At 34.5% G+C, this 26,635-nt stretch carries 23 protein-coding genes and 1 riboswitch; of the genes, 2 read left to right on the top strand and 21 right to left on the bottom strand.

Features of this window, described 5'->3' with window-relative positions:
• Positions 1-110 precede the first annotated feature (110 nt).
• Both nagA and C7954_RS02610 read right to left on the bottom strand, forming a co-directional pair.
• Positions 111-1,250: an N-acetylglucosamine-6-phosphate deacetylase gene (gene nagA / locus C7954_RS02615; protein WP_073157384.1), complete on the bottom strand. Its 1,140-nt coding sequence runs from the start codon at positions 1,248-1,250 to the stop codon at positions 111-113.
• On the bottom strand, positions 1,247-3,649 hold the full coding sequence (locus C7954_RS02610) for a Lon protease family protein (RefSeq protein WP_134058613.1): 2,403 nt from the start codon (positions 3,647-3,649) through the stop codon (positions 1,247-1,249). Before C7954_RS02610 ends, nagA begins: the two co-directional genes overlap by 4 nt.
• Positions 3,650-3,928: 279 nt before the next feature.
• On the opposite strand from C7954_RS02610, the gene C7954_RS02605 reads away from it, so the two are divergent.
• A complete protein-coding gene (locus C7954_RS02605; RefSeq protein ID WP_073157378.1) occupies positions 3,929-4,609 on the top strand; it encodes a redox-sensing transcriptional repressor Rex in 681 nt (226 codons plus the stop codon).
• A gap of 11 nt (positions 4,610-4,620) precedes the next feature.
• Here C7954_RS02605 and C7954_RS02600 read toward each other — a convergent pair whose 3' ends face one another.
• From C7954_RS02600 to C7954_RS02520, 18 genes are all read right to left on the bottom strand, one after another.
• Positions 4,621-5,349, bottom strand: coding sequence for an ATP-binding cassette domain-containing protein (locus C7954_RS02600; protein WP_073157375.1), 729 nt, complete (start codon positions 5,347-5,349; stop codon positions 4,621-4,623).
• Entirely contained in the window at positions 5,336-6,040 is a 705-nt protein-coding gene (locus C7954_RS02595; RefSeq protein WP_073157372.1) for an ABC transporter permease, read from the bottom strand. The genes C7954_RS02600 and C7954_RS02595 overlap by 14 nt, the downstream gene beginning before the upstream one ends.
• Positions 6,041-6,121: 81 nt before the next feature.
• Positions 6,122-6,949 (bottom strand): ABC transporter substrate-binding protein, encoded by an 828-nt coding sequence (locus C7954_RS02590; RefSeq protein ID WP_089722798.1) that lies wholly within the window; start codon positions 6,947-6,949, stop codon positions 6,122-6,124.
• 144 nt (positions 6,950-7,093) lie between these two features.
• A riboswitch (molybdenum cofactor riboswitch) is annotated at positions 7,094-7,214 on the bottom strand.
• Positions 7,215-7,289: 75 nt separating this feature from the next.
• Entirely contained in the window at positions 7,290-8,954 is a 1,665-nt protein-coding gene (locus tag C7954_RS02585; protein WP_089716364.1) for a glycoside hydrolase family 13 protein, read from the bottom strand.
• A gap of 24 nt (positions 8,955-8,978) precedes the next feature.
• Positions 8,979-10,184: an MFS transporter gene (locus C7954_RS02580; protein WP_089716363.1), complete on the bottom strand. Its 1,206-nt coding sequence runs from the start codon at positions 10,182-10,184 to the stop codon at positions 8,979-8,981.
• Positions 10,185-10,250: 66 nt separating this feature from the next.
• The gene (locus C7954_RS02575) at positions 10,251-11,246 is read right to left on the bottom strand and encodes a LacI family DNA-binding transcriptional regulator (RefSeq protein WP_073157361.1); all 996 of its coding nucleotides are present in this window, start codon (positions 11,244-11,246) and stop codon (positions 10,251-10,253) included.
• A gap of 139 nt (positions 11,247-11,385) precedes the next feature.
• Entirely contained in the window at positions 11,386-12,675 is a 1,290-nt protein-coding gene (locus C7954_RS02570; protein WP_073157358.1) for an ABC transporter substrate-binding protein, read from the bottom strand.
• Positions 12,676-12,870: 195 nt separating this feature from the next.
• Positions 12,871-13,011 (bottom strand): hypothetical protein, encoded by a 141-nt coding sequence (locus C7954_RS13575; RefSeq protein WP_159432601.1) that lies wholly within the window; start codon positions 13,009-13,011, stop codon positions 12,871-12,873.
• A 349-nt stretch (positions 13,012-13,360) separates the two neighbouring features.
• Positions 13,361-14,773 (bottom strand): sigma 54-interacting transcriptional regulator, encoded by a 1,413-nt coding sequence (locus C7954_RS02565; protein ID WP_073157354.1) that lies wholly within the window; start codon positions 14,771-14,773, stop codon positions 13,361-13,363.
• A 132-nt stretch (positions 14,774-14,905) separates the two neighbouring features.
• Positions 14,906-15,670 (bottom strand): ABC transporter ATP-binding protein, encoded by a 765-nt coding sequence (locus tag C7954_RS02560; protein WP_073157351.1) that lies wholly within the window; start codon positions 15,668-15,670, stop codon positions 14,906-14,908.
• The gene (locus C7954_RS02555) at positions 15,667-16,737 is read right to left on the bottom strand and encodes a FecCD family ABC transporter permease (protein ID WP_073157348.1); all 1,071 of its coding nucleotides are present in this window, start codon (positions 16,735-16,737) and stop codon (positions 15,667-15,669) included. Before C7954_RS02555 ends, C7954_RS02560 begins: the two co-directional genes overlap by 4 nt.
• Before the next feature lie 22 nt (positions 16,738-16,759).
• The gene (locus C7954_RS02550) at positions 16,760-17,812 is read right to left on the bottom strand and encodes an iron ABC transporter substrate-binding protein (RefSeq protein WP_223174473.1); all 1,053 of its coding nucleotides are present in this window, start codon (positions 17,810-17,812) and stop codon (positions 16,760-16,762) included.
• Positions 17,813-18,229, bottom strand: a complete 417-nt coding sequence (gene nikR, locus C7954_RS02545; RefSeq protein WP_073157346.1) for a nickel-responsive transcriptional regulator NikR — start codon at positions 18,227-18,229, stop codon at positions 17,813-17,815.
• A gap of 132 nt (positions 18,230-18,361) precedes the next feature.
• On the bottom strand, positions 18,362-18,700 hold the full coding sequence (locus C7954_RS02540) for a hypothetical protein (RefSeq protein WP_223174474.1): 339 nt from the start codon (positions 18,698-18,700) through the stop codon (positions 18,362-18,364).
• Between the two features lie 120 nt (positions 18,701-18,820).
• Positions 18,821-19,288 carry a 7-cyano-7-deazaguanine synthase gene (locus C7954_RS02535; RefSeq protein WP_223174475.1) on the bottom strand — a complete coding sequence of 156 codons (468 nt, stop codon included), beginning with the start codon at positions 19,286-19,288 and terminating at the stop codon, positions 18,821-18,823.
• 15 nt (positions 19,289-19,303) lie between these two features.
• Positions 19,304-21,088, bottom strand: coding sequence for a YgiQ family radical SAM protein (locus C7954_RS02530; RefSeq protein ID WP_369596942.1), 1,785 nt, complete (start codon positions 21,086-21,088; stop codon positions 19,304-19,306).
• A 379-nt stretch (positions 21,089-21,467) separates the two neighbouring features.
• Positions 21,468-23,123 carry a Na+/H+ antiporter NhaC family protein gene (locus tag C7954_RS02525; RefSeq protein WP_073157340.1) on the bottom strand — a complete coding sequence of 552 codons (1,656 nt, stop codon included), beginning with the start codon at positions 23,121-23,123 and terminating at the stop codon, positions 21,468-21,470.
• Between the two features lie 118 nt (positions 23,124-23,241).
• Positions 23,242-24,756, bottom strand: coding sequence for a bifunctional metallophosphatase/5'-nucleotidase (locus C7954_RS02520; RefSeq protein ID WP_073157337.1), 1,515 nt, complete (start codon positions 24,754-24,756; stop codon positions 23,242-23,244).
• Between the two features lie 166 nt (positions 24,757-24,922).
• Here C7954_RS02520 and C7954_RS02515 point away from each other — a divergent pair, with 166 nt between their 5' ends.
• Positions 24,923-25,831 carry a P1 family peptidase gene (locus C7954_RS02515; RefSeq protein WP_089716362.1) on the top strand — a complete coding sequence of 303 codons (909 nt, stop codon included), beginning with the start codon at positions 24,923-24,925 and terminating at the stop codon, positions 25,829-25,831.
• Positions 25,832-25,916: 85 nt separating this feature from the next.
• Here C7954_RS02515 and phoU read toward each other — a convergent pair whose 3' ends face one another.
• Positions 25,917-26,570: a phosphate signaling complex protein PhoU gene (phoU, locus tag C7954_RS02510; protein ID WP_073157332.1), complete on the bottom strand. Its 654-nt coding sequence runs from the start codon at positions 26,568-26,570 to the stop codon at positions 25,917-25,919.
• Between the last annotated feature and the right edge of the window lie 65 nt (positions 26,571-26,635).

The raw sequence follows: 26,635 nt of genomic DNA, 5'->3' as shown, positions 1-26,635 counted from the left end.
TATTATTATAAGCCTAAAGTCAGAGAAGGTCAAAAAACTAAAAACGCTATTTTTGTTAAATAATTTTGTTTAAATTAATTTAGCTCTTTTAATCTCTTTTATTCTTAGTTTTAAGTCATAAATCTCTTCCCTTTAATAAAGATTTTTTGAACTTTAAAATTACTATCAAAAATTACTAAATCAGCTTGATAACCAGCTTTAATCTTTCCTAACTTATGATCCAATCCTAATTTCTGGGCCGGATTTAAAGACACCATTTTAAATATTTCAGGAATCGATATCTCAGTTATTTCCATTAAATTACGAACTGCCTGATCTAAAGTTAAAACACTACCGGCCAGCACACCCGATTCTAATCTCGCTGCACCCGCTTCTACAATTACCTTCTGACCTCCTAACTCGTATTCTCCATCTTCCAGACCTGCTGCCTCCATGCTATCAGAAACTAAAATAATTTTATCTATACCCTTAGCTTGAATTGTAAAACGGTCGACTGCCTGATGATGGTGAATCAGGTCAACAATTAGTTCAACTGTGGCGTCAGAATCAAATGCTGCGCCAACAAGACCTGGTTTACGGTGGTGGAGACCAGTCATTGCATTATATAAATGGGTAAAGTGATTCATTCCTGCTTGATAAGCCTCCTGAAACTCTTCGTATGTTGCAGCAGAGTGGCCGGCAGAAGCTGTTATATTATTTTTTTTAAGTTCTTTTATTAATTCAAGTGCACCATCAATTTCCGGTGCCATAGTTACAATTTCCACAATATCATAATAATCCTGAAGCAGTTCTAAATCAGGCTTAATTAGATTTTTACTATTTTGAGCTCCAATATAATCAGGACTAATAAAAGGTCCCTCAACATGAGTACCTAAGACTTGAGCTCCCCTTAATCCCTGTTTTTTAGCCTGACGAATATTTTCTAAAGCAGAATGGATTTGATTTCTAGCCATTGTCATTGTTGTCGGCAGAAAAGCTGTGACACCATGTGCTGCCAGAACCTGGCTGATTTCAGTGAGCGCCTCAGGCGAAGCATCCATGGTATCAAAACCTCCACCACCATGAATGTGGGTATCAATCATTCCTGGGCTTAAATAACCTCCCTCTGCCTCAATAATTTCTGTATCTGGACCAGCTTCTAAATTATAAGCAGCCACTTTTTCAATTCCAGACTCAGAAAAAAGCAGAGAACCATTTCGAATAATTTTATCTTCTAAAATTATATTTGCTTTTGTTATTAATCTCTTCATTCATTTTCATCCTCATTTTTTTCTTGATCATCTTCAGCAATATCTTCACTGTCAAACTCGGCATATTCTTTCAGTTTTTCTTGAACTGCACTGTGGACTTTTTCTGCTTCTTCACCCAGCATAATTTCTAATGCTTGATCTATTTCTTCAATGCTGTAAAGATTAAATTCCTTATTTTCAACTGCAGCAATAACTTCTTCTTCCAGCATTAAATTATCTAGATTTCTCTGCGGAATAATAACACCCTGTTCCCCTGTTAAACCCTTTGCTTGACAGACTTTGAAAAATCCTTCAATTTTTTCATTAACTCCGCCAATTGGTTGGATAACTCCTTTTTGATTCATAGAGCCGGTTATAGCTATATCCTGTCTAATTGGCATTCCCGAAAGTGAGGATAAAAGAGCCACTACTTCGGCACAGGTTGCGCTGTCACCATCAACTCCACCATAGCTCTGTTCAAAGGCAATAGAAGCTGTTAAGCTTAAGGGAGTTTTCTGGGCATATTTACCACCTAAATAGCCTGTTAAGATCATAACCCCTTTACTGTGAATCCTGCCGCTCATTTTAGCCTCGCGTTCAATATTTATTACACCTTCTTTACCTAAATAACTGCGGGCTGTAATGCGAGCTGGACGACCAAAACTATAATTGCCTGCCTGATAAACCGAAAGTCCATTAATCTGACCAACTTCCTGACCGCTAACATCAAGCAGTAAATGATCCCGATCTATCTGCTCCTGTATTTTTTCTTCTAGTAGATTTGAGCGCATTTCTTTTTCATCAATCGCTTTTTTAACAGAACTGGCACTTACTACTTCTTCCCCATAGCTGTCTGCCCAAACATCTGACTCGTATAAAATTTCAATAATTTCATTAAATTTAGTTGATAATTTTTCCCGATCTCCTGTTAAGCGGGAACTAAAATCAATCATCGCCGCTACTGCCCCCGAGCTAAATTCTTTCAGCTGATCCCTCTTAATTACCGAAGAAATGAAATCAGCAAATTTAGCAATATTTTCTTTGTTTCGGGTCATTTCAGTATCAAAATCAGCTTTAATTTTAAATAACTCAGAAAACTCATCATCATAATTATAAAGTAAATAGTAAATATAAGGAGAACCAATCATGATAATTTTTAAATCGAGTTCTACTGCTTCAGGCTTTAAAGTAATAATTGGCACACTTCTATATTGTTCTCCTATATTTTCAACAGTTATTTCTTGGTTAATTAAAGCTCTTTTTAAGGTATCCCAACAAAATGGATTTGTCAGCAGATCTTTAGCATGAACAATTAAGAACCCCCCATTAGCTCTGTGTAGAGAACCACTTCTAATCATTGTAAAATTGGTAGTTATTGTTCCAAATTGACTTTTACCTTCAATTTTACCAAATAAATTATAGTAAGTAGGATTTTTTTCATAAATTACAGGTGCACCATCTGTTTTACTGTTATTGACAAATATATTTATTTGATAGCGAACAAAAAAACTACCATCATCATTCTGCTGCATTGCTAGAAAAGGATTTTGCTGGTTGTTGTCATTTTCATTGCGGAAACGATCAATATTATCTACAATATCATCCTGAACTTCCTCTAAATAATCCGCTATTTCTTCACAGTCTTCATATTGATTTTTTAAGTGACAAATTATTGGCTGGACAATAGAAATACCTATCTTTTTTTCTAAAGCTGATAGCTCATCTTGAGCTTTTTCTTTGATTGAGCGAATTTCCCGCATAACCTGTGAAATCTCATTTTGTATTTTTTGACTTTCATTACGAATTTCTTCTTTTTTATCTTCATCCATCTCTTGAAAATCTTCGCGAGAAATAGGCTCTCCATCTTCATCAATCGGAACCGGTACCAAACCTTGAGATGTGTTTTGAAGCAAAAATCCTCTTTCTTTAGCTGAGGATTCAAATTCCTGCATTAGTTTATTCGATTTTGGTTGATATTCATTCAATATTTCTTTTCTTTCTTTTTCGTATTCTTCACCTTCGAAAGCACGTGGGATTTCTTCCTGTAATTCCTCTATAATCTTATCCATATCATTTTTTAAATCATTTCCCATCCCGGCGGGAACTCTCATAACTCGAGGCTCTTCTGGTTCAGAAAAATTAAAAACATAAAGTATATCTTTAGGCTGCTCCATCTCAGCTGCTTTTTCTTCTGTCATATTTTCAGCATAAGTTGATTTTCCTGTTCCAGACTCACCTACCATAAAAATATTATAACCATTTTTATCAACTCTCATCCCAAAATCAAGAGAGTCTGCTGCTCTATTTTGACCAATGATTTCTTCATCAATTGCAGAAAGTTCTTCGGTAGTATCAAAATCTAATTGTTCAGCCTTAAAATTGTAGTTCAACTTTGATCTAGATATTTTATATTTATCCATTTTACACACTCCTCTGCATTTAATCTAATATCTTCTATAATACATGAAAATTCTGACTAAAACCCTTTAATAATAATTTCGTCAAAAATTAAATATATCCTGCTTTAAAAATTAGTTTTGATTTAATTTGGTATCTCAAAAAAGGAAATCCCTATAGTATTGAATTAAAACTTTAACTTTAAATAAAGCCTTTAGGAAAAAGTTGAAATTTTTTTTCAACTAAGATAAAATGATGTTAGGATATGTTATTTTTTTAACAATATTTAGGGGGTGTATAAAATGACCAAAGATTTATACAGCATTCCGGACATAATTATGAGTAGGCTGCCTGTTTATTATCAGCATTTAAAAAAATTAAAAGAATCCAACAAAACATATGTCTCATCTGAAGAACTAGCAAAATTAACTGGATTTAGCAGTTCATTAATTAGAAAAGATTTAAGCTATTTTGGCACATTTGGTCGTAAAAGTTATGGCTATGATATTTTTTGCCTTTTTCAACAGATACGTATCATTATGGGTTTTAATTATAATAAGAAAATTATTTTGATTGGTGCAGGTCATTTAGGTCAGGCTTTGGCCTATAATAAGGGGTATATTGAAAGAGGCTATAAACTAACAGCTGTCTTTGACAAAAACCCAAAATTAATTGGTTTGGTAATCAATGATCTTGAAATTAAAAGTATCAGTGATTTAGAAAATTATCTATCTGAAAACAAAGTTGATGCTGCAATTTTAACAGTTCCTGAAGCAGCTGCTCAAAAAACAGCCGACCGCCTTGTAGCTGCAGGAATTAAAGCTATCTGGAGTTTTGCAGAAGTTCCCATAAAAGTACCAGCTGATGTTTTAGTAGAAGAACAATTAATTAATGAAGGGCTTTGTAAATTATCAGTAAAAATGAATCAGCCTCGAATCAATAAATCTGAAGTCGAAGAGGACTTTGACTGCGAGCAAAAGTAGAAATTTTAGTTTCAAACTAACTCTGCTATAAAAGTTTCAATCCCTGCCCCAAATAATTCAAAATTAAAATCATTAATAGTCTTAGTTGTTTTTACTTTACCACCTTTCAGTAAAGTTATTTGATCAGCTAGTTCTTTAATTTGCCTGCGGTCATGGCTGACCATCACCACTGTCATCTCATCAGTAACCAAATCAGCAAAATGAGAATTGAAAAAATAAATACTCTCTTCATCTAAATTTGTAGTTGCTTCATCAACAAATAAAATTTCCGGCTCAGAGATTAGAGCTCTAGCAATAGAAGTTTTTTGTTTTTCTCCACCAGAAAGTGTATAAGCAGACTGCTCTAACAAATTACTGATCTCCAGTCGGCCAGCCATTTCCCTTACTTTTTTGTCTATTATGCTTTGTTCAATATTTCTCAATTTTAAAGGCAGAGCAATATTATAGAAAACATTACCCCGGTACAGATAAGGGTCCTGCCAGATTACAGAAAATTTGCGCCTTAAAGCTAAATTTTGTTCATCTTTATTAATTTTACGACCTTTATAATAAATTTCACCCCGAAAATCCTGTTCAACCAGACTTAAAATATTTAAAAGAGAGGTTTTACCGCTGCCATTCCCCCCAATAATAAAGTTAAATTTATTTTTCAAAACTGCAAATTGATCAATATCCAGAATGGTTTTACCTCTGCAGATCTTTTTGATATTTTTAACTTCAATAATTTTATCTTCTAGCATAGTTTTTTCCCTCCTGCAGAAAATAAGTGACAAAATTAATTAAAAATGAAAGTGATAAAAGAATTATTCCTAAAGCTAGGGCAAAGGCAAAACGACCCTTATTTGTTTCCAGTGACATAGCAGTAGTAATAGTTCTGGTTACACCTTTAATATTTCCACCAAGCATCATTGAAACTCCAATTTCTCCTAAAACTCTGCCAAAGCCAGCAATTACTGCTCCAATAATCCCATATCTGGCTTCTAAAATTAAAAGTTTAAACTTCTGACTGCGGCTGGCTCCCATCGAAATTGCTGTTTTGTATAATTTTTCATCCATTGAAAAAATTATATTTCTTATTAGAGCAGTTATTAATGGTATGATCAGTATTACCTGGCCCATTATAATTCCAGCTGGTGTAAACAAAAGATCCAGTTCTCCCAGCACTCCTCTCCGGGATATTAATGAGTAAACAAAAATTCCGACCACTACTGTCGGCAGACTGAGCATTGTATTTAAAATAATGTTAATAAACTTTTTTGTTTTAAACTTATTGCGGGCAATTAAAACTGCCAGCGGCATAGAAATTATTGAAGCAATAAAGGTTGAGGTAATAGAAATTTTAAGTGAGGTTGCAACCACCTGTATAACCTCTTGATCCAGAGTTATTATTAACTGCAGTGCTCTTAATATTGCATCAGTATAATAGTCCACTTTTTACCTCCTGAAATAAAATTAGATTAGCCGGCCGCAGAAATTAAAACTACAGCCAGCTATTATTGTGTTTTTTTAAATCTATTCTTCTAAATTTTCTGCTTCAATTGCAGATGGATAGAATAACTGCTCACCATAACGCATATAATTATTAATTATACTCTGACCCTGCTGAGAAGTTACATATCCGGTAAAGGCCATTGCCATCTGGTAATTTACATGGGTATGATAGGCCGGGTTGATCGGAATAATTCCATAAGGATTAAAAAGCTCAGGATCTCCACTATTTACTATTTCCAGCTCAATATCTCCACTGTAGGCTAAATATGTTCCCCGATCAGCCAAAATATATGCCTGACGCTCATCTGCCATATTAATACTGGGACCCATACCCTGACCGCTTTCTAAATACCAGCTGCCAGCGGGAGTTATACCTGCACTATCCCAGATTGATAATTCTTTTTTATTGGTTCCAGAATTATCACCGCGGGAAACAAATTCTGCTTTTTCAGCTTTAATTTTTTGAAAAGCTTCAACTGCAGTTTCTGTATCTCTGATTCCCGCTGGATCAGATGGTGGTCCTAAAATAACAAAATCATTATACATTACATCTCTTCTGTTAACTCCATAGCCATTGGCTACAAATTGATCTTCTGCCTCTCTGGCATGAACAAAGATAATATCAGCATCTCCATTACGCCCAAGTTCAATAGCAGCCCCGGTTCCTACTGCTACTACATCTACTCTGACATCAAATTTTTCCTCAAAAGGAGGCAGCAATTTATCCAGTAAACCTGAATTCTCTGTACTGGTTGTGGTGGCCATTGTTAAAACTTCCTGAGCAGCAGCTGCTGTTGTAAAAATCAGCATAAAAATAAGTAACGATAATAAGATTTTCTTACTTGACATAGTAATCCCCCTAATTTTTTGATTTCTCTTTATTTTTTTCCTAATTCAAATCAAATTTTAAAGCGAGTCAGCTGAAAAAAATCCAGTCAAAAAAATAACTTCCGGCAGCATAACCGGAAGTTTTAGGGCGGATTGAAGTTAATGCAATCCAAATCGATCACTCCTTTCCATTCCGGGAGGCCTAAAGGTTTTCCCTTAAACCCTGTCGGTGTACTCAGCATAACTATTTGTCTTAGCTTGAATACACTCGGAGTTGTGCAACTATTCTTACATTAATAATATATTCTTTTTAATTTAAAGTCAAGCAAATTTAACTTTAATTTCCTTAAATTGTTTGTCTTTAACAGAGATAAACTCTTGCTTCATATGGTCTTAAACTTCCACTGAGTTCAAAATCAGCCTCTTTCTGATAGTTATTTAAAATCAGCTCGGCTGTTTCAACTTCCACTTCCTCAGTTAAATCATAATCAACTCTCTTTCTGCTGAAATTTAGCAGTATCAGCAGATTATTTTCTTCCCCCCGTCTCTGATAAGCATAAATATTTTGATCTTCTTTAAGTAAAATATCATATTCTCCATAGGCAAAAACAGGATATTTTTTGCGCAGGGAGATCATCCTTTGATAATATTTAAAAACTGAGTCTTCAGCAGCTAAATCCTTTTCGACATTGACTGCTGGATAATTTGTATTCAGCTTCAGCCAGGGTTCAACCTCTGAAAAACCAGCATATTTATTGCTATTCCAGTGCATTGGTGTACGGGCATTATCTCTGGTTCGATAATTAGCAATTTCTAAAATCTCGTCTTCACTTAATTCTCCCTTTGCCTGAACTTCCTTAATATAGCCCCGAGTTTCAATATCATCAAAGTCATCTAAGGATTCAAAACTAATATTGGTCATTCCAATTTCTTCTCCCTGATAAATAAAAGGAGTTCCTCTTAAGGTATGCAGCATTGTCCCCAGCATCTTGGCAGATTCCTTGCGGTACTCACCATCATCACCATAGCGGGAAACAATTCTTGGCTGATCATGATTGCAGAAATACAGGCTGGTCCAGCCGTTATTTTCCTGCAGCTTATACTGCCACTCACTCATTAAATCTTTAAGTTCTGTCAGATCCCAGTCAGTAATCTTATCCCAGCCTTCTTTGCGGTCAAATTCTAAATGTTCAAAAGGGATAACCATTGAGAATTCTTTTCGTTCTTCTTTAACAAATTTTAAGGCCTCATCTTTATCCACAAAAGGAGTTTCACCAACTGTCATTGCCTCATAATTGTTAAATGTCTCAGCTGCCATTTCCTGTACAAATTCATGCACTCGAGGACCATTGGCAAAGTATTCATGTCCCTTCTGTCCAGCTTCAGCTCCGTCAGGAAAGCGCTGGTCTTTAGAGATTAAATTAATTACATCTAACCTGAAACCATCTACACCCTTTTCCAGCCACCAGTTAATCATCTCATAAATTTCCTGACGCAGTTTTGGATTTTCCCAGTTTAAATCCGGCTGTTTGGGAGAGAACAGGTGAAGATAATATTGATCAGTCTGCTCATCATATTTCCAGGCTGAACCTCCAAAAAAAGACTTCCAATTATTGGGTGGACCATCATTTTTACCATCTTTCCAAATATAATAATCTCGATAGGGGTTACTTTTACTTTTTCGTGATTCTTGAAACCACTGATGTTCATCTGAACTATGATTAATTACTAAATCCATAATTAACTTAATCTCTCTTTCATGCAGCAGCTCCATTAGTTCTTCTAAATCTTCCATTGTACCAAACTCATCCATAATATCCTTATAATCACTGATATCATAACCATTATCATCATTGGGAGACTGATAAACCGGGTTTAACCAGACTGCATCTACACCCAGCTGATCTAAATAATCAATTTTTTCTATAATCCCTCTCAAATCTCCAATTCCATCATTGTTACTGTCCTTAAAACTGCGGGGATAAATCTGATAAACCACAGCTTCTTTCCACCATTTTTTATTCATCGTTAAACCTCCAGTTATAATTATTTAAGCCGCTTTTCCTGCAGCCTGATCTGTTACTTTTTTTATCAAATTATTGATAGTTAAAAACAATATAAATAAAATTGTAATAAAAATTGGAATTATCTCTAAAGAAATATTTTGTGCCAGCACCCCTGCCAGTCCGGGAAGTAAGGCTCCACCTAATCCTGCAGCAGAAATCTGCATCCCGATAGTATTAGTTGTATGCTCCTTACCTACCCTGTAAGAAGTGCTTGAAATCAGAGCTGGAAAAATTGGTGCTATTGCAAGTCCAGTTATAGCAATTCCAAACAGTGATAACCCCTGTGATAAGTTAACTGCTATTAAAATGCTGCCAAAAAGACCTAGTACCGCAGCATATTTAGTAATTTTTCGGCTTAAGAACTTGTATGCTAAAAATCCGGCTAAAATTCTGCCGATTGTAAATGAACCCCAGTACACACTGACCCAAAATCCGGCCAGGGCTGTACTAATTCCTCTGGATTCTGTAAATAAAGTATAAGTCCAGTGCCCGATCGCCATTTCTATCCCGGTATAAATAAAAAATAATAAAATACTCAAAAGAGCAGGTAAATGTTTTAAAGTGTCAATCATTTTTTCTTCCCGCTTTTTCTGCTTATCCTTTTCTCCTTCAGCCTGCTTTTTGTTTTTAGAATCCTTCCAGAGGGAAAGAGTCAGCACAAAGATCAGAGCCAGCATTATTTGAGCTGTCCCAACAATTATATAACCTGTTCTCCAGCTGTCAGAATATTTGATTGCATTAGCCATAATAATTGGACCAATAGTAACTCCAACCCCAAAACTTGCATGCAGCCACTGCATTAATCCTTCATTAAAATTCTTTTCTACATATGTATTTAAACCTGCATCAATTGCTCCAGCCCCCATACCGGCAAGAACTGCAAGCACCGGTAAAAGCCACCAAAAAGGCGTAAGGGTATAACCAATCAGAGCTAACCCGGTAGCCAGACAACTTAAAGCCAGCAGAACTGCCACTCCAATCTTTTTAATAAAAAAGCCATTAAAGAAACTGGAGAGCAGATAGCCTGTAGTTGATCCAATTAAAATAATACCTAAAGCATCAAGAGGCAGCGAAAAACTGCTCCTCATTTCAGGCCAGGCAACCCCTAATAATCCATCAGGTAATCCCAAGGAGATAAAGGCAATATAAATGAGAGCAATTAATAAATATTTCTTTTTTTGTTTATTCATAATTACACCTTTTTCTGTGAATTAATATTCTTTATCAATAATTATTTCAAGCTAAACAGCAAAAACTTAAGCAGTTTCTCTTTTAACCAGTTTCAGCTCTAATTCTTTCTGGTAAATTTCATTTAATTCACCCTTAATTGCCTTTAATAATATTTCAATTGCTAAATGACCAAGCTGGTACATCGGCTGCCAGACAGTTGTTATCTTCAAATACTTTGCCAGCTCAATATTGTCATAACCGATTACCGCTATATCATCCGGAGCTTTTAAGCCCTTTTCTTCCATGGCCTGCAGGACTCCAATTGCCTGATTATCAGAAGCAGCAAAAACAGCTGATGGCCATTCAGTTCTGGGGAGTTCTAATATTTCCTGCATTGACTGATAACCATCTTCGGCGTAAAAATCTCCATCTTTGATCAGAGCTGTATTAATTTTTAGATTATGTTTTTGAAAAGATTTCTTCACACCTGCTAAACGCTTTTGTCCATGCAGACTATTAATATCACCATTAATAAAAGCAATTTTGTTGTGATTATGATTAACTAAATAGTCAACTGCCATCTCTGCACCTTTTAAGTCATCCAAATATATTGAATGAAAATCAGCAGAAAATTCATCAGCAAGCACTACCGGGATTCCAGAGTCTTTTAATTCTTGATTTTCTGTATCTGAAATATCCATTGTTAAAGCAGCAATCCCATCAACCTTTCTGCTGTGTACTATATCCATAATTTTTTTCATTCTATTTTCATTTAAATCAATTTTATACAGAATCAAATCAATATTTTCTTCTTCTAAAGCGTCCTGTATGCCTTTTAAGACTTCAACAAAAAAATGATCAATAAAACTCGGAACTATAACAGCAACAGCATTTGCTTTCTGTCGAGCTAAATTTTGTGCAAGTTTATTAGGCCGATAATTAAGCTCCTTCATTACTTCCAAAACTTTTTTTCTAGTATTATCTTTTACCTTATCACTATTATTTAAAACTCTTGATACAGTTCCAATTCCAACATCAGCTTTTTCTGCAACATCATAGATATTAACTTTGTTTTTAGACATTTAGATCTACTGTCCTTTCATTATTTTAACATTTATCCATATTATATCGTGTATAATTAAAAAATACAAAGACAGTTTAATTAAAAGTAAGACAGGATGTGGTACCACATCCTGTCTGCTAACAGCTTATATTTAAAACTTAGTCTTCCAAGATATCTTCAATTCCTAATTCTAAATATGCTATCGCGTCTTCTGCCCTCGATTCTCCAGTTAAAACAGAGTGGACTGCCTGAAAAAATCTTTCTGATACCGCACTATAATCTTCTCCAGCCTCAGCTGATGGTCTGGGAACTGTGTTAGTAAAGACCTGATAAAGATCACCAAAAAATGGATTGGCTTCTAAAACGTCTTGATCTTCATATAAATCAGCAATAGTTGGGTTAAATGATCCTTCTACTGCTCTCATTTTTTGGACTTTTTCACTGGTCATAAATATTGCCAGTTCTGCTGCCAATTCAGGATATTCACTGTATTTATTAACTGCTAAATTCCAGCCGCCTAACACTGCAGAACTACTTCCATTTTCGCCAGCGGGTAAAGGAGCAACATCAAACTTACCTGCTGTTGCTTTATCTTCTTCAGATGCCAGAGCATAAACATAAGGCCAATTTCTCATAAAAGCTGCATTACCAGCTTCAAACATTTTTCTAGAACTTTCTTCAACCAGCCCGGTTACTCCTGGAGGTGAAATTTCTCCAACCCAATCAGCCGCCATATTAATTGTTTCTACTGCATTCTTATTATTAATTGTAACCTCTTTATCTTCATTAATTATTCTGCCGCCATTATTAGAATAAATCCACTCTAAAGCATTACAGGTCAAGCCCTCATAAGCATTTCCCTGCCAGACATAACCCCAAAAATCAGGATTTTCTTCTCGTTCACCTGCTTGAATAGTTTTAGCCATTTCTTCTAATTCTGTCCAGGTAGCAGGTGGTTCTGAATAACCATATTTATTTAGTAAATCTGTTCTATAATATAATAATCCAGCATCAGTAAACCAGGGCATTGCTACTAATCTACCATCAACAGTGTTATTCTGGATTATTGACTCAAAATGTTTATCTGCAACTTCCTGAGCACCAAATTCATTTAAATCTAAAAAATGATCAGCTAATTCACCAGGCCAAATTACATCCACCTGAAAAACATCAATAGTAGAATCTTTAGTTTCTAAATATTGAAGATATAGACCTTTCCTATCATCAGATAAGTCAGGAGTTGTATAAACGTCAACTTTGACATTTGGGTGTTCTTCTTCAAACATTCTGGCTGCTTTTTTGGTAAGCTCAAGTTCAATCCCTACACTTCCACCTGCAATTGTGATCTCCGTTTTCTCATTTTCTTCTTGAGCTAAGCCAACCACACTTAAAGCAAAAACTAAAAACAAAACTAATAATACTGATAAAATCAAACGTAAACTCTTCATCAAATTAATCCCCCTTAATATTATTTATGGAACCGCTTCCAAAGAGTTTAAAAATTAAATGGAACCGCTTCCAAAAATAATTATACCAACAGTATTTAAAAATGTCAAATAATTATCTTAATTTAAGAATTAAAATTATTTAGGTAAAATAAAAACCGGGGTTTTTATTCCCCGGCATCTTAATTTTTTTTGTTTTTAATGGCCGCCCATCATGTAATATTCCATCAAGGCGCTATCTTTCAATTTTACATGTCCTTCCACATCAGATTTAGTGTTGTACTTCACCTGATCTTCATGACTTTTGTGAGTGCGCTTGTGCTTAAAAATGTTCTTCATTAGTAATGCCCCCTTAATAATTTTGTTAGGGAACATACTCGCTGCACATCTACTTTGTTCCAGAAAATAAGTCCACCGACCTAATAATAACTCCGCTACTCACTTTCTGTCGGTTCAATTAAATTATACTCCTTCAAAAATCATTTGACAAGGAAAATTATGAATTTTTTTAAAATTATTTCTTTTATCCTTTAACATGCTAATGTGTCGATTTAACAAATATTATGCAGGACATGCAGGACATATTGAATTTTAAAAAAATATAGCAGTACAATTAATATCTAGCCGTAAAGCTTCCATCCCCTTTTAATAATTAGCATCAAAATAATTAAAGCTTTAAAGTCATAACTTATAAATCCATCTTCTTTAATCTATATGAGACCTGATAATATTTTAAATCAATGCCCTTTTCCTGTAAACGAGTTGCTATTCTTCTGGCTCCAAATCCTTTTTCTCGATAAAACTTTATTAGTTCTTCTGCATTTTCTGAATTAGAATTATTTTCTTTGACTTCTGACTGATAATTATTGTTTCTACTTTCAGCAAGTATTTTTTGGGGAATATGCTCATTCTTAACTAAAATCATCAGTTTTTTATTATCTAAATTATTAATCAAAGGTGTAGCACTATCAATTGCATAATTAATTACATTTTTGAAATGGCGCACATTTCTTTTATAAGAGGCATTCAACAATCTTTCTCTTGCTTCAGGCTCAAACATTATTTCTAAATCAAAGTCATATTTTTCTAAAGCAGATTTTTTATATTCTTCTTTAAAATGGAGGAACATCTTCTCTTTCTCACTATATGAACGCTGATCGAATGGTGGTAAAACCAGTTCATACTGGGCCAGCCTTTGATAAAGTTCTGGCAGCAAATTTTCTTCTAAATCTTTTGTAGAAGCTGCTATCACAATTACATCAACCGGTATTTCTTTTATTCCTCCGATTCTGCGCACCTTCTGCTCTTCAATTACCTTAAGAAGCAAATTTTGGTAATTTTTGAGGGCGTGAGCTTCATCAAGGAATAAGACTCCTTTATTAGCCTGCTCAATCAATCCATTTTTATTAGAGGCACCGGTGAAACTTCCTTTTTTAGAACCAAAAATTTCAGAGGCCGCAATATCAGGATTTGTAAATTGAGCACAGTTAATATGAACAAAAGGAGCATCTTCTTTTAGAACTCCAATATTTTTAGCAAAACGAAACATTAATTTAGCCAAATAAGTTTTACCAGTTCCAGTTTCGCCAGAAATAATAGAATGTCTAGGACCTCCTGGAGAACCCATGGCCTTACAGGCTTTGTTTACCACTTCTTTTAAACTGCCCTGACTGCCAATAAAATCATTAAATATATTTGAAGAAGATGTGTTAATTAATTTTTCCTGTAAATTTAAAATTTTACTATTCATCATCTTCAGTTCTGTGATATCTCTAAATATTGCCAAACCACCCTTAATCTGATCATCTATTATTAAAGGATAAGCATTAACAATAAAATGTCTGCCATCAGGGTTTTCTACATGAATATTAGTATATTTCTTTTTAAAATCTAAAACTTTTAAAACAGCTGCATTTGGATAAAATTCTGTAATATGCTTTCCCAACATATTTTCAATAGAAGTATCTGCATAATTTGCAGAGTTTTCATTAACATAGATTATATTCCCATCTGTATCAACTACATTTACACCTTCATTAATTTTTTGAATTATTTGATCCAATATTATACTTGTTGACTCATTTAAATCAAGCCACTGCATAAAGTTAGTCCTCCCTTTATAAATTAAGATTATCGCCTGTCGTAAATATATTTTCAAAATATACTTTGTTATACTTATTATATCATAGACAACCTATAACTTTTATGAAATTGATACAGATATTTTAAATTATCATACACAAATCTTCTCAGGAATTATAATTTTTTTACCATTATGTTCTTTTAGACTAACTTCAACTCCATAAACTGAATTGATTTTGGCTGCTGATAAAGTAGAAGCTGTACCATCAGAATAAATACTGCCCTCTTTGAGCATAATAATTCGATCACTAAAACGGCTAACTAATGATAAGTCATGCATTGTCACAATCACTGTTTTCCCACTGCTCACTTCTTTTTCTATCATCTCAAAAATTTCAAGCTGGTGTTTTAAATCCAAATTATTGGTTGGCTCATCTAAAAGAATAAGTTCTGCTGCTTGAGCAGCTGCTCTTGCTATAAATACTTTCTGCTGCTGGCCACCACTCAATTCATTAATATTTTTGAAAGCAATTTCCTCTAAACCCAGTTTCGAAATCACTTCTGCTGTTATTTCTTTATCCTGCTGATTTGCTTTCCAGCCACTGTAAGCCTTACGTCCCATTAATACAGTTTCAAAAACATCAAGATTAAAATTAATCTCTGAAGCCTGAGGTACATAAGCTATAATTTTAGCAAGTTCTTTTTGGCTGAAGTTTCTTATCTGCTGATTTTTAACCTTTATAGTTCCCTGGTCAGCTTTTAGGTAATTATTAATACATTTTAAAAGAGTACTTTTGCCAGATCCATTAGGCCCAATCAATGTTATTAATTCTCCTTTTTCCGCTTCTAAATTAATGTTCTTCAAAACTTTTTTCTTGTTATAGGCAAAATTTAATGCTTCAATTTTTAATATCACCAGATCTGCCTCCCTTTAACTATTAAATAGATAAATAATGGTGCACCCAAAAATGCAGTTAAAACTCCGACTGGTAAAACAACCGGTCTAAATAATGTTCTGGCTAAATTATCCGCAATAATCAAAAGCAGTCCCCCCGCCAGAGCCGAATTTAAAAAAAGCTGTCTCTGATTTCCCGCTGCAATTTTTTTAATAATATGAGGGGTTACAAGACCGATAAAACCAATTACTCCAACAAAAGAAATAATAACTGCTGTTAAAATAGAAGCTGCAGTCATCGCAAATAACCTTAATCTTTTGGAGTCTACTCCCAAACTTGCTGCCAGTTCATCACCAGAGTTCAAAACTCCATAGCTCCAACCGTGATAGATAAAATAGACTAGACTAATTAAAAGCACAGCTAAAATTATAAAAAATTGATTCCAATTTGTTCTCCCTGGATCACCAAAAGTCCAATAAATAACTGAAGCCAGCTCCAAATCATCTGCAAAAAATTCTAAAGCTGTAGTCCCAGCTGTAAATAAGGAAGAAAGAGCAATACCTGCCAAAACAATGCTTTCTCTGCTGGCCTGCTGTTTAGCACTGATCAGTATAACAATAATAACTGCCAGCTGTGAAAAAACAAATGCTGAAACTGAAGGTAAATATAATCCATCCAAAAATGATAATAATGGGAAATTACTAAGATCAACAACTACGATTGCAAAAGCCGCTCCAAAAGCTGCAGCATGAGATATTCCCAGAGTAAAAGGTGAAGCAAGTGGGTTCTTCAAAATGCTCTGCATAACTACTCCGGCCAGAGATAAACCCATCCCAGCAGTTAACGCTGTCAAAATTGAAGGCAGCCTAATATTCCAGATTATATTATAAATCATCCCTCTCTGACCTTCAAAAATAACTCTTAATAAATCACTAAAATCTAGTTCAGCAGCTCCTACAAATAATGAATAAATTGAGGCTAAAATAATCAGCAGAATTAATCCCAAACTGAGAAAACTGATCTTAGTTGAGTTCTTTTTCTCTTCTTTTAGTATTTTTTCTTCTATGCTTAATTTATTAGTTTCCATTATTTTACCTCTTTAATTAGGGTTAATTTAAGTTCATCTTTTTAAAACCACCAAAAATATCTGCCATCTCATTATATACTGGTTTCCCCACAAATTTTTGATAAATTTGATCTGCTTTTTCTTTTGGCTCTACCTCTTTAAATTTTTCTGGATATAATATTTTAGCTATGTAATAGGCATCAGCCAGCATTGTTGCAAAATTGCTTGTATAATGGTTATAAGGTAAGAGTTGGTAAATATTGTTTTGTTGATAAGCCTTAAGATATCTGAATTCTTTTCTCTTTAAATCATTTTTTACCAGTTTAAGGCCTCCTTGATCAATAAAAATTAGATCTGGATCTTCTAAAAGCAGCCTTTCCTTGCTGATACTAAAGTTGCTTTTATCCTTTTCTTCAATAATATTTTTGAGTCCAAGATATTTAAATGGTGGATAATTAGATTCAGTAGAGCTGATTCCCTGAGCTCCCTTATTACCTATCCCACCTATATAAAGACGTAGATCAGATTCCAAATCACCTGTTTTTGCCTGTAATTCAACTTTGCTTTGATTGAAGAAATTAATCAGTTCTTCTGCTCTTTTTTCTTTATCTAAAATTTTTGCTAAAAAATTTAAGGCTGTTTTAAGCTCTTTTTCAGTCATTGAACCAGGAGAACCATCATTTATGGAAACTACAGGTATTTGAGTTTTAGTCTGCAGGCTATCCATTTCAGCTCTGCTTAAATAAGATGCAATTATCAGATCCGGATTCTGGGCTGTAATTAATTCGGCATCTCCTCCAAATTGAGGTCCAATTACTGGTAGTTCTAAAAGTTCTGGTTTGGCTATAATATATGGTCTTTTTTGATTTCTTTTTTCAAATTCTTCTACTCCTACTACTTTGTCTTCTGCCTCTAGATAAACCACAAGTCTCAATGCTCCCGGTCCGACTGCTGCAATTTTTTCTATTTCATCTGGAAGATTCAATTTTCTTCCTGCCAGATCACTAATCTCTATAGCATTAATAGAGCTTGGAAAGATTAAAATAATCAGCATTGATAAAATTATTGTGACTTTAATCTGCTTTAAATAATCCAACTATTTTTCAACTCCCTCTATTTTAGTTACCGTTAATTTTCCATGTTTAATTCCTTTTAAAGCAATTAGTTTGGAACTTACTTTCTTCAATTTACTGTGTAATCCTTCTACCACAATTACTTCCAGACAATAATCTCTATTCAAATGCAGATGAAGATTGCTTTTAAATAAACAGTGATAGTCATGTTGAACTTGAATCATTTTGTCACTTAATCCTGTTTTATGATGATCATAAATTAAAGTGATTGTACCTACCACATCTGCATCATCTTTTGATTTTTCTTCTTCAATTATCTTATTCCGAATTAAATCTCTGATAGCTTCTGAACGATTATCATAACTTGTTTTATTTAACTGATCAAATTTTTGAAGTAAATCTTCTTCTATCGAAACTCCAAAGCGCTTAAGATTAGACATCGGCATCTCCTTTCGTAATATTTTTTTAAAAAACGTGTTACTAATTAATTTCGTGATTCTTTAGTTGATTCCTGCCTGATTAAAATAAAAAATGCCAGCTGCTGAATTTAAATCAGCTAACTGACACTTTAGTCAAATATTAAAATAATTTTTCTGCTTTGGGCGTTCATGGTACACAGCCTCAGGTGCAATTTCTTTAATCCGCTGATAAACTTCTTTTTCAGCCCTGCTTGCTAAAATATTATTATCATGTTTTAACATTTCTTTAACTATGCCTTCAATTTCAGCTAAAGATTTTCCCTCACAGTAAATAACCTCGGGAAAACCGTTTCGCAAACTGCGGTGATTATCTACTTTAGCAAAACCCAGATCCTTAAAAGGCAGGTCTTTTAAAGACGATGCTGCAGCGTCAACCTCAAGTTCTCCCTTTTTAACTTTTTCTAAAATTACTCTAATATCTTCTTTATTCATCTTTAGCCTCCGAAATTTCCTTATTCATACTTCCACTTTCATAAGCTGAGAGATCTAAGGTAACATATTGAAAACCTAATTTCTGTAATTTATCAGATAATTTGTCCATTAAATTCAAATCTAAAATTTTTTCTCGATCAGTTCAACCTTAAGTAGTGGACTTTTAATCCCAAGTTCTTTTAAAGCTTTACGACCCGGCCTGTAGTCACCTGTATCATCTAGATTAGAACCTTCAATTACTGTTTTCCCATTTGCATAATTTATAATCTTGTCAAAAATTACTTTTTTACAGTAATAACATCGTTCAGCTGTATTATCTGCAGCCTTTTTTAACTCCTGAAGCTCGATTGAAATTTGCTGGTGCTTAAAGTCCATTGACCGAACTAAATTTTCAACCTCTTTTATTTCTCTATCAGGAACAAAGGGGCTGTTAACAGTAACTGCTTCAAATTCCACCCCAGCTTCTTTGGCTGCAGCTACCAAAAAGGTACTGTCTACCCCTCCTGAAAAAGCTATCACAAATGGTTCCAGCTCTTTTAAATTATCTATTAATAAATTATATTTAGCTTCTGTGGTTGCTGTTGACATTAAAAATCCTCCTTCTTAATGGGTAGGTTGTACAAGTGATTTTTTGTCATAACCGATTAAATCTTTACGACCTGCCATCTTTAAGGCTTTTCGCACTATTTGCTGGTTTTCTTTTTTATGATACTGCAGTAGAGCTCTCTGCATTTTTTTCGCTTCAGCAGATTTGGCCACATAGACTTCTTCCATAGTCCGCGGATCAAAACCACTGTAATACATTGCGGTAGCCATAGTCCCAGGTGTTGGATAAAAATCCTGGACTTGATCTGGATGATGATTGATGTCTCTTAAATATTTTGCAAGTTCAACTGCATCTTCCAAACGACTGCCGGGATGACTGGAAATGAAGTATGGTATTAAATACTGTTCCAGCCCAATTTCTTCATTAACCTGATAAAAAGCCTCCCTAAATTTATCAAAAACCTCTATCCCGGGTTTTCCCATATAACTTAATACATTATCTGAAACATGTTCCGGTGCTACTTTAAGTTGGCCACTAACATGATGAGCAGCCAGTTCTTTTAAATATTTGCGGCTCTCTTCATCTTCCAGCAGATAATCAAAACGAATTCCTGAGCGAACAAATACCTTTTTAACTCCCGGGAGTTTTCTTAACTCTCTTAAAATCTCAAAATATTCTTCATGGTCAACTTTCAGTTTGCTGCAGGGAGCAGGAAACATACATTCTTTTCCTTTACACATTCCTCGAGAAAGCTGATCAGAACAGGATGGCTTGCGGAAATTTGCAGTTGGTCCACCTACATCATGGATATAGCCTTTAAAATTATCCATCGCAATTATTTTTTTAGCTTCTTTAATTAATGATTCTTTGCTGCGGGCTGTCATCATCTTTCCCTGATGAAAAGATATTGCACAAAATGAACAGGCACCAAAACAGCCACGAGAGCTGACCAGACTGAATTTAACTTCTTTAATTGCCGGTACTCCACCAGCTCTTTCATACATTGGATGATAATCTCTCTGGTATGGTAACAAATAAACATGATCCAATTCTTCCTGTTTTAAAGGCTCAACCGGTGGATTCTGAACCAGGTAGCGATTTCCATGCTGCTGAACCAGCTGCTGACCCCTAATTGGATCCTGTTCTAAATACTCTATTTTATAGGCATATGCATACTGCTTCTTATTATTTTTAACTTCCTCATAAGAAGGTAATAATTCATAATCATAAAGTGATTCTAATTCATCTGCAATAAAAGCTGTCCCAGGCAAATAATTAATATATTTGATATCCAGGCCTGCTTCCAGATTCTCTGCAATTTTTAGAATCTGTTTTTCTCCCATTCCGTACACTAAAAGATCTGCTCTGCTGTCAAAAAGCAGAGAACGACGAACACTATCATCCCAGTAATCATAATAAGCAAAACGACGCAGGCTGGCTTCGATTCCACCAATAATTATTGGAATATCTCCATATGCTTCTCGGAGGCGGTTGCTGTAAACTATAGTTGCTCGATCAGGTCGATGACCGCTTTCTCCTCCGGGAGAATAGTTATCATAACTGCGTCGATTTTTAGAAACTGAATAGTGGTTGACCATTGAATCCATATTACCTGCAGTAACCAAAAATCCATATTTTGGTTCCCCCAGCTTTTTAAAATCAGCTGTAGATCTCCAATCAGGCTGAGCAATAATCCCAACTTTAAATCCGGCATCTTCTAATACCCGGGCAATAATAGCTGTCCCAAATGATGGATGATCAATATAAGCATCACCACTAATAATAATAAAATCTAATTCTGTCCAGCCTCTTTTCCGCATATCATCTTTTGAGATTACCATAAACTGATCTCTTGGGTTTTCTAATGTTTCATCATTTTTTTCTTTACTTAAGTTTTGCTTTTCATTTTCCATTTAAATTATCAATAACTCCTTTATTATTCCAGGTTATTTAAATTAACATTTATCAATAACACCTATTTTTATTAGCTTAAATTATTTTTAATAAATAAAAATTAAATATGAGCAATCTACTCATTATTATAACAGAAAAAGCTCTCTAAATCGAATCACATCCGAATTAATTGTTTTATCATTTTATTTACTAAAAATAAAGCCCCTGCTGCTTCACCTAAAAGATACTCATACTGAAGCGGTGCAGGGGACTAATTAGATTCTATATATATCTTATTTTAACTCATTTTAACTTAACTTAACCAATTTAAGATGCCAAATTAGCGAATAGAAAAATACTAATCATATAAATTAAATAAAAACTAGCTGCTGCAACAGCAATTTTATTAAATACCTTTATCTTACTGTTAGAAGTACTTCCTGCTTTAATTTCATCTGCTGTCGGCATTATCTCTGGCAAATTCTTTCTTTTAGCATCAAATTTATTCAAAATAACTATTAGAGCAATTGTCAGAACAAAAGCGATAGTTAAAAGAATTGCTACAGAGTCGATTCCAAGGGCATATAAAACTAGAGTAAAAATAGTAACCCCGGCTGTTGTCAGCGCATAAGGAATCTGTGAAGTCACATGATCTATATGATCAGAACCAGCAAATATTGAAGACATTACAGTTGTATCAGAAATTGGTGAAACATGATCACCAAAAATAGCTCCTCCAAATAAAATCCCCATCAATACCGGTACAATACTAAAACCTACTAACTCGTAACCTGTTGAAACAGCAATTGGAGTTAAAATAGCCATTGTACCCCAGGAAGTTCCAGTAGTAAATGAAATAAACATTGCCGCTAAAAAGATTATTATTGGTAGAGCTCTACCCGGCAGACCAATATTCATTAAAATACTGACAACATATTCTGCTGTACCTACCTGATCTGTCGCGTGACCAATTGTCCAGGCTAAAATAATAATTGCTGCAGCAATAATCATTGTTTTAAAACCATCAATTATAGCATCACTGGCTTCACTTAAAGACATAGTCTGATAAGCCAAGGATCCAATAAAGGCAAAAAAGACAAAAGCAAAAGAACCATAAAGTAAGGCTAAAGCAATATCAGTCTCCTGAAAAGCCTGGGCAACACTTACTCCTGCCTGGTAACCATCACCAAGCCACCACATTGAAAATACACTAACAATTAATAAAGAAATAATAGGTAAAAAGAAATTAATCAGTTTTGGATTTAAACTACTCTGCTCACCTACATCAGTGCTAATATCTGACAGGGCTTCTGCTCCATCTTTCATTAATTTACCTTCTTTACGTGAACGCCACTCTGCATCCAGCATTGGACCATAATATCTCTGGGTAATTACAACAAAACCAACTGTAAAAAAGGCTAAAAGACAATAAAAATTCCATGGTATTGATTTTAAAAATACCGTGTATGGAGTCATCCCAATCTGTTCAGCAGTAATCCCCGCTGCAGAAAAGCCAACAGCAATCATAGAAACCTGATAGCCTATCCAGTTAGAAACCGGGCCAAAGGTTGTTACAGGTGCTGTTGTTGAGTCCAAAATATAAGAATGAGCTTCTCTAGATGTATTATTTTTCATGCTTACATCACGAGTTGCATTTCCTGTAACAATTGTACTGGTATAAGAATCAATAAAGATAAACATCCCGATCATCCAGGTTAAGATTTGTGAGTCCCTTGAAGTCTTAACTGCACTTCCCATCCAATTTTCTAAGGCCAAAACACTACCGGACTTATAAATCAAAGCAGCTCCCGCTCCCATCAGCATTATCAAAATCAAAAATTTAGCATTCCAGGGATCATTAACTGTATTTACAATCCAGCGTAGAGATAATGAAGTTGCAGAAAGTGGGTTCCAACTGCTGATAATCAAAGCAGCAGACCAAACACCAGCAAATAAAGAAATAAGTACCTCCCTTGTATACATAGCAAGGATAATAGCTAGTATAGGTGGGATAATTGATAAAAAACCAACTGTTTCTCCACTAATAATAAAAACCTCCCTTGTTTTATTAATTTAATAGATTAAATTATAAAGCTGAAATTTAATCAGCTATTATTCTTCCTTCAACTTCTGGAGCTACAGGAGTATTAGCTTCAATATATTCCATTAATACTTCTTCAAGACCCCCAGCTTCACTTACTATTGGAGCATCTGCAAACATAGAATAACCATCTCCACCTGCTTTCATAAAGTCATTTGTAGCAGCAGTATACATCTTGTTTGGATCTAATTTCTCGCCGCCAACCCAAACTTCTTGAACTCTATTTCCAGGCTCAGCATCACCATTAAAGTTAAACTTAATTCCTGAAACCTGTGGGAATAAACCTTCTGCTGCAGGATATTCGGAAACACCATGTTCTAGGGCAGCTTTAAGATCAGCACCACTTAATTCCATCAACATAGCTGTATTACCAAATGGTAGAACAGTAATTACTTCACCCTGAGTTATTTCACCCTGGTCAATTGAAGCACGAATTCCACCACCATTTGTGATTGCTGCATCTGCACCAAATTTGGCCTTCATCGCATCTGTAATTAGATTACCAAGATTAGTTTCCCCAGTTCTAACATTTCCTCTAGCTCCATTTAATTCAACAGCAGTTCTTCCTACTACCTGAGATGTAATAACCTCATTAGCTTTATTAACTCTATCTACAACTAATGAAATAACATAGTCTTTTTCTACTTCTGCTGTCTCTTCTCTTGGAATTAAATTAGCATTAATGGCTTCTACCTCACCATTTTCAACAGTCAGATCTACATAACCAAGGTATTTAGAATATTCACCAGCCATAGCAATCATTGTATCATTAACCATCATACCTTCTTCCAGCACATTATGGCTGTGGCCATCAATTATTAAATCAATGCCAGATACTTCTTCTGCTAATTTTATGCTTGTATATTCACTACCTTTACTAATTCCTAAATGAGTTAGTGCAACCACAACATCTACCTGGTCTTCTAATTCATTTACAACCTCTTCTGCAGTTGTAATTGGATTTTCAAAAACAAGTCCTTCAACATTTTTAGGATGAGTTTTATAGCTGGTTTCAGGTGTTGCTAAACCAAAAACACCAACTTTAACTCCATCATATTCTTTAATAATATAATCCTTAGTATACGAAATTTCTTCTCCATCTTCTCTGCTTAAGTTAGCAGCTAAAAATGGAAATCTGCTCATTTCATCTAATTCAATTAATCTATCCTGTCCATAATTAAAATCATGATTTCCTAAGCTTACAGCGTCAAGCTTCATCAGATCTAAAATATGACTAATAGATTCACCTTCATTTATATTAGCAATAGTCTGACCATGAAAAGTATCTCCAGCATCTAAGAACATTACATTTTCTTTTTCTCTTCTGGCTTCCTTGATCAGTGCTGCCATTTTAGCATAACCCATGCTGCCAGCATAATCATCTTCTTCTACTCTGGAGTGAACATCATTAACATGATAAATCCTTAAGTTAACCTCTTCCGCTAGAATAGTAAAAGATAGAGTCATCACTAAAATTAAAGTTAATAAAGTAATTGAAAGTTTTTTGAATTTCACAAATTCCACCTCCGAATTTTTTGAAAATTAATTTTAATCTTATAATATATTATTAGTGATAAACCCACAGTTTCCTGCTTAACAAAAGAAATGTTTTCTTGAATTGATAAATAGTAGTTTATTAAATTCTTATTATCATTTATAATATAATTGGAGGCGGTAGTAAATGAATAATGACATAACAGCTGTAAAAGGAATCAAAGTTGGACATGCTGCAAATCAGGATGATGGGACTGGTTGTACTGTAGTTTTAGCCGAAGGAAATTTTACTATTGGAGCAGATGTTCGTGGAGGAGCTCCAGGAACCAGAGAAATAGCTTTAACAGACAGTAGAGCTGCTGTTGATAAAGCAAATGCTATTTTTTTAAGCGGCGGCAGCGCTTTTGGGCTGGATGCTGCTGGTGGAGTCATGAAGTATTTAAAAGAAAAAAATATCGGTTTTCAAACCGGAGGTGGAGTTGTACCTATTGTTCCGACTGCAGTTATTTATGATTTAGAATATAAAAGTAATAACTATCCTGACCAGAAGATGGCTTATCAGGCTTGTTTAAAAGCGGATAATATAGAACAACCTAACAAAAGTATTGGAGCAGCAGCTGGAGCTACCTGTGGAAAAATTAAGGGCATGGACTCTGCTGCTAAAACAGTTATGGGACACGCTGCTGTTAAAAATGGAATTTTAACTACAGCTGCTCTAGCAGTAGTAAATGCCTTTGGTGACATAAAAAATCCTAATAATGGTCAAATTATTGCTGGAGCTAAAAATAACAATGGAAACTTTTTAGATACTGAAAAAATGATTATTGAAAAGCAACAAATCAACCTCGACTTTTTAAGGCAGAACACAACTTTGATTGTTCTAACAACTAACGCAATTTTAAACAAATCGGAGGCTAATAGAGTTTCAATGATGGCCCATAGTGCTTTAAGCAGGACAATCTACCCGGTTCATACTCTTTTAGATGGGGATACAGTTTTTACACTTGCATCAAATCAATATCAGGCTGATCTTAACCAGATTGGTGTTATGGCTGCTGAAGCGGTTAAAAAAGCCATAATCTCAGCTGCTGATTAGCAAAATATTCATGCCAGGCAAACATAAAAAAAGAGGCCTGAAAAAGGCCTCTTTTCTAATTTATATTATTCTCTTTTTTATTATTTTAATATTTAACTCTTTTTCCAGTTACAAAAAAGATAGTTTCTTCCCCAATATTAGTTGCATGATCTCCTACCCTCTCCAGGGCTTTAGCTAAATTAATATGCTGTACTATTTGTTTGATATCTTCTCGCTCCTCAGCTTTTGTTATCATTTTAATCGCTTTATGATAAATTTCGTCGTAAAGATTATCCGCTTTTTCGTCCATTCGGCAGGCTGCTTCTGCTAAATCAGCATTTCTAATAGAAAACGATTCTAAAACTACATCTAACATTTCACTTACAATATCAGCAAGTTCTGGAATCATTACTAAAGGTTTTAAAATACCATCATGCTTTAATTGCAATAAGATTTCTGCTATATTTGTTGCTTGATCTCCTATTCTCTCTAAGTCATTGGCAATTTTAATCATCGCAATACTAAACCAGGTATCAGCTGCCAGGGGTTGATCCAGGGTTAACAAGCGTGAAACTTCTTCTTCAATAGTTATTAAATAGTTATCAACAACATCATCTTTAGCTATAATTTCATGTGCTGCATCAACATCTACATTTTCTAGAGCCTTCATTACACTCTGCAGCATTTCTTCAGCAACTTCACTCATATCACTGAGATCATCAAGAAGCTGTTCACGCTTTTTTTCGTACACCTGTTCCATCGGACTCACTCTCCTCTTTTGAATTTAATAAAGTTAAGTTTATCAATTACTTATTATTCAGGTCA

It is taken from the genome of Halanaerobium congolense (assembly GCF_004366375.1).
In the GTDB taxonomy this organism is placed as follows: domain Bacteria; phylum Bacillota; class Halanaerobiia; order Halanaerobiales; family Halanaerobiaceae; genus Halanaerobium; species Halanaerobium congolense.
The sequence above is the reverse complement of the archived record's forward strand: the minus strand, read 5'-3'. Positions and strand labels throughout refer to the sequence as shown.

Bases quoted from the DNA above. Each gene is read 5' to 3' on its own strand.
- nagA (WP_073157384.1), bottom strand. From the start codon at position 1,250: ATGAAGAGATTAATAACAAAAGCAAATATAATTTTAGAAGATAAAATT.
- C7954_RS02610 (WP_134058613.1), bottom strand. From the start codon at position 3,649: ATGGATAAATATAAAATATCTAGATCAAAGTTGAACTACAATTTTAAG.
- C7954_RS02605 (WP_073157378.1), top strand. From the start codon at position 3,929: ATGACCAAAGATTTATACAGCATTCCGGACATAATTATGAGTAGGCTG.
- C7954_RS02600 (WP_073157375.1), bottom strand. From the start codon at position 5,349: ATGCTAGAAGATAAAATTATTGAAGTTAAAAATATCAAAAAGATCTGC.
- C7954_RS02590 (WP_089722798.1), bottom strand. From the start codon at position 6,949: ATGTCAAGTAAGAAAATCTTATTATCGTTACTTATTTTTATGCTGATT.
- C7954_RS02585 (WP_089716364.1), bottom strand. From the start codon at position 8,954: ATGAATAAAAAATGGTGGAAAGAAGCTGTGGTTTATCAGATTTATCCC.
- C7954_RS02580 (WP_089716363.1), bottom strand. From the start codon at position 10,184: ATGAATAAACAAAAAAAGAAATATTTATTAATTGCTCTCATTTATATT.
- C7954_RS02575 (WP_073157361.1), bottom strand. From the start codon at position 11,246: ATGTCTAAAAACAAAGTTAATATCTATGATGTTGCAGAAAAAGCTGAT.
- C7954_RS02570 (WP_073157358.1), bottom strand. From the start codon at position 12,675: ATGAAGAGTTTACGTTTGATTTTATCAGTATTATTAGTTTTGTTTTTA.
- C7954_RS13575 (WP_159432601.1), bottom strand. From the start codon at position 13,011: ATGAAGAACATTTTTAAGCACAAGCGCACTCACAAAAGTCATGAAGAT.
- C7954_RS02565 (WP_073157354.1), bottom strand. From the start codon at position 14,773: ATGCAGTGGCTTGATTTAAATGAGTCAACAAGTATAATATTGGATCAA.
- C7954_RS02555 (WP_073157348.1), bottom strand. From the start codon at position 16,737: ATGGAAACTAATAAATTAAGCATAGAAGAAAAAATACTAAAAGAAGAG.
- nikR (WP_073157346.1), bottom strand. From the start codon at position 18,229: ATGTCTAATCTTAAGCGCTTTGGAGTTTCGATAGAAGAAGATTTACTT.
- C7954_RS02540 (WP_223174474.1), bottom strand. From the start codon at position 18,700: ATGAATAAAGAAGATATTAGAGTAATTTTAGAAAAAGTTAAAAAGGGA.
- C7954_RS02535 (WP_223174475.1), bottom strand. From the start codon at position 19,288: ATGTCAACAGCAACCACAGAAGCTAAATATAATTTATTAATAGATAAT.
- C7954_RS02530 (WP_369596942.1), bottom strand. From the start codon at position 21,088: ATGGTAATCTCAAAAGATGATATGCGGAAAAGAGGCTGGACAGAATTA.
- C7954_RS02525 (WP_073157340.1), bottom strand. From the start codon at position 23,123: ATGTATACAAGGGAGGTACTTATTTCTTTATTTGCTGGTGTTTGGTCT.
- C7954_RS02515 (WP_089716362.1), top strand. From the start codon at position 24,923: ATGAATAATGACATAACAGCTGTAAAAGGAATCAAAGTTGGACATGCT.
- phoU (WP_073157332.1), bottom strand. From the start codon at position 26,570: ATGGAACAGGTGTACGAAAAAAAGCGTGAACAGCTTCTTGATGATCTC.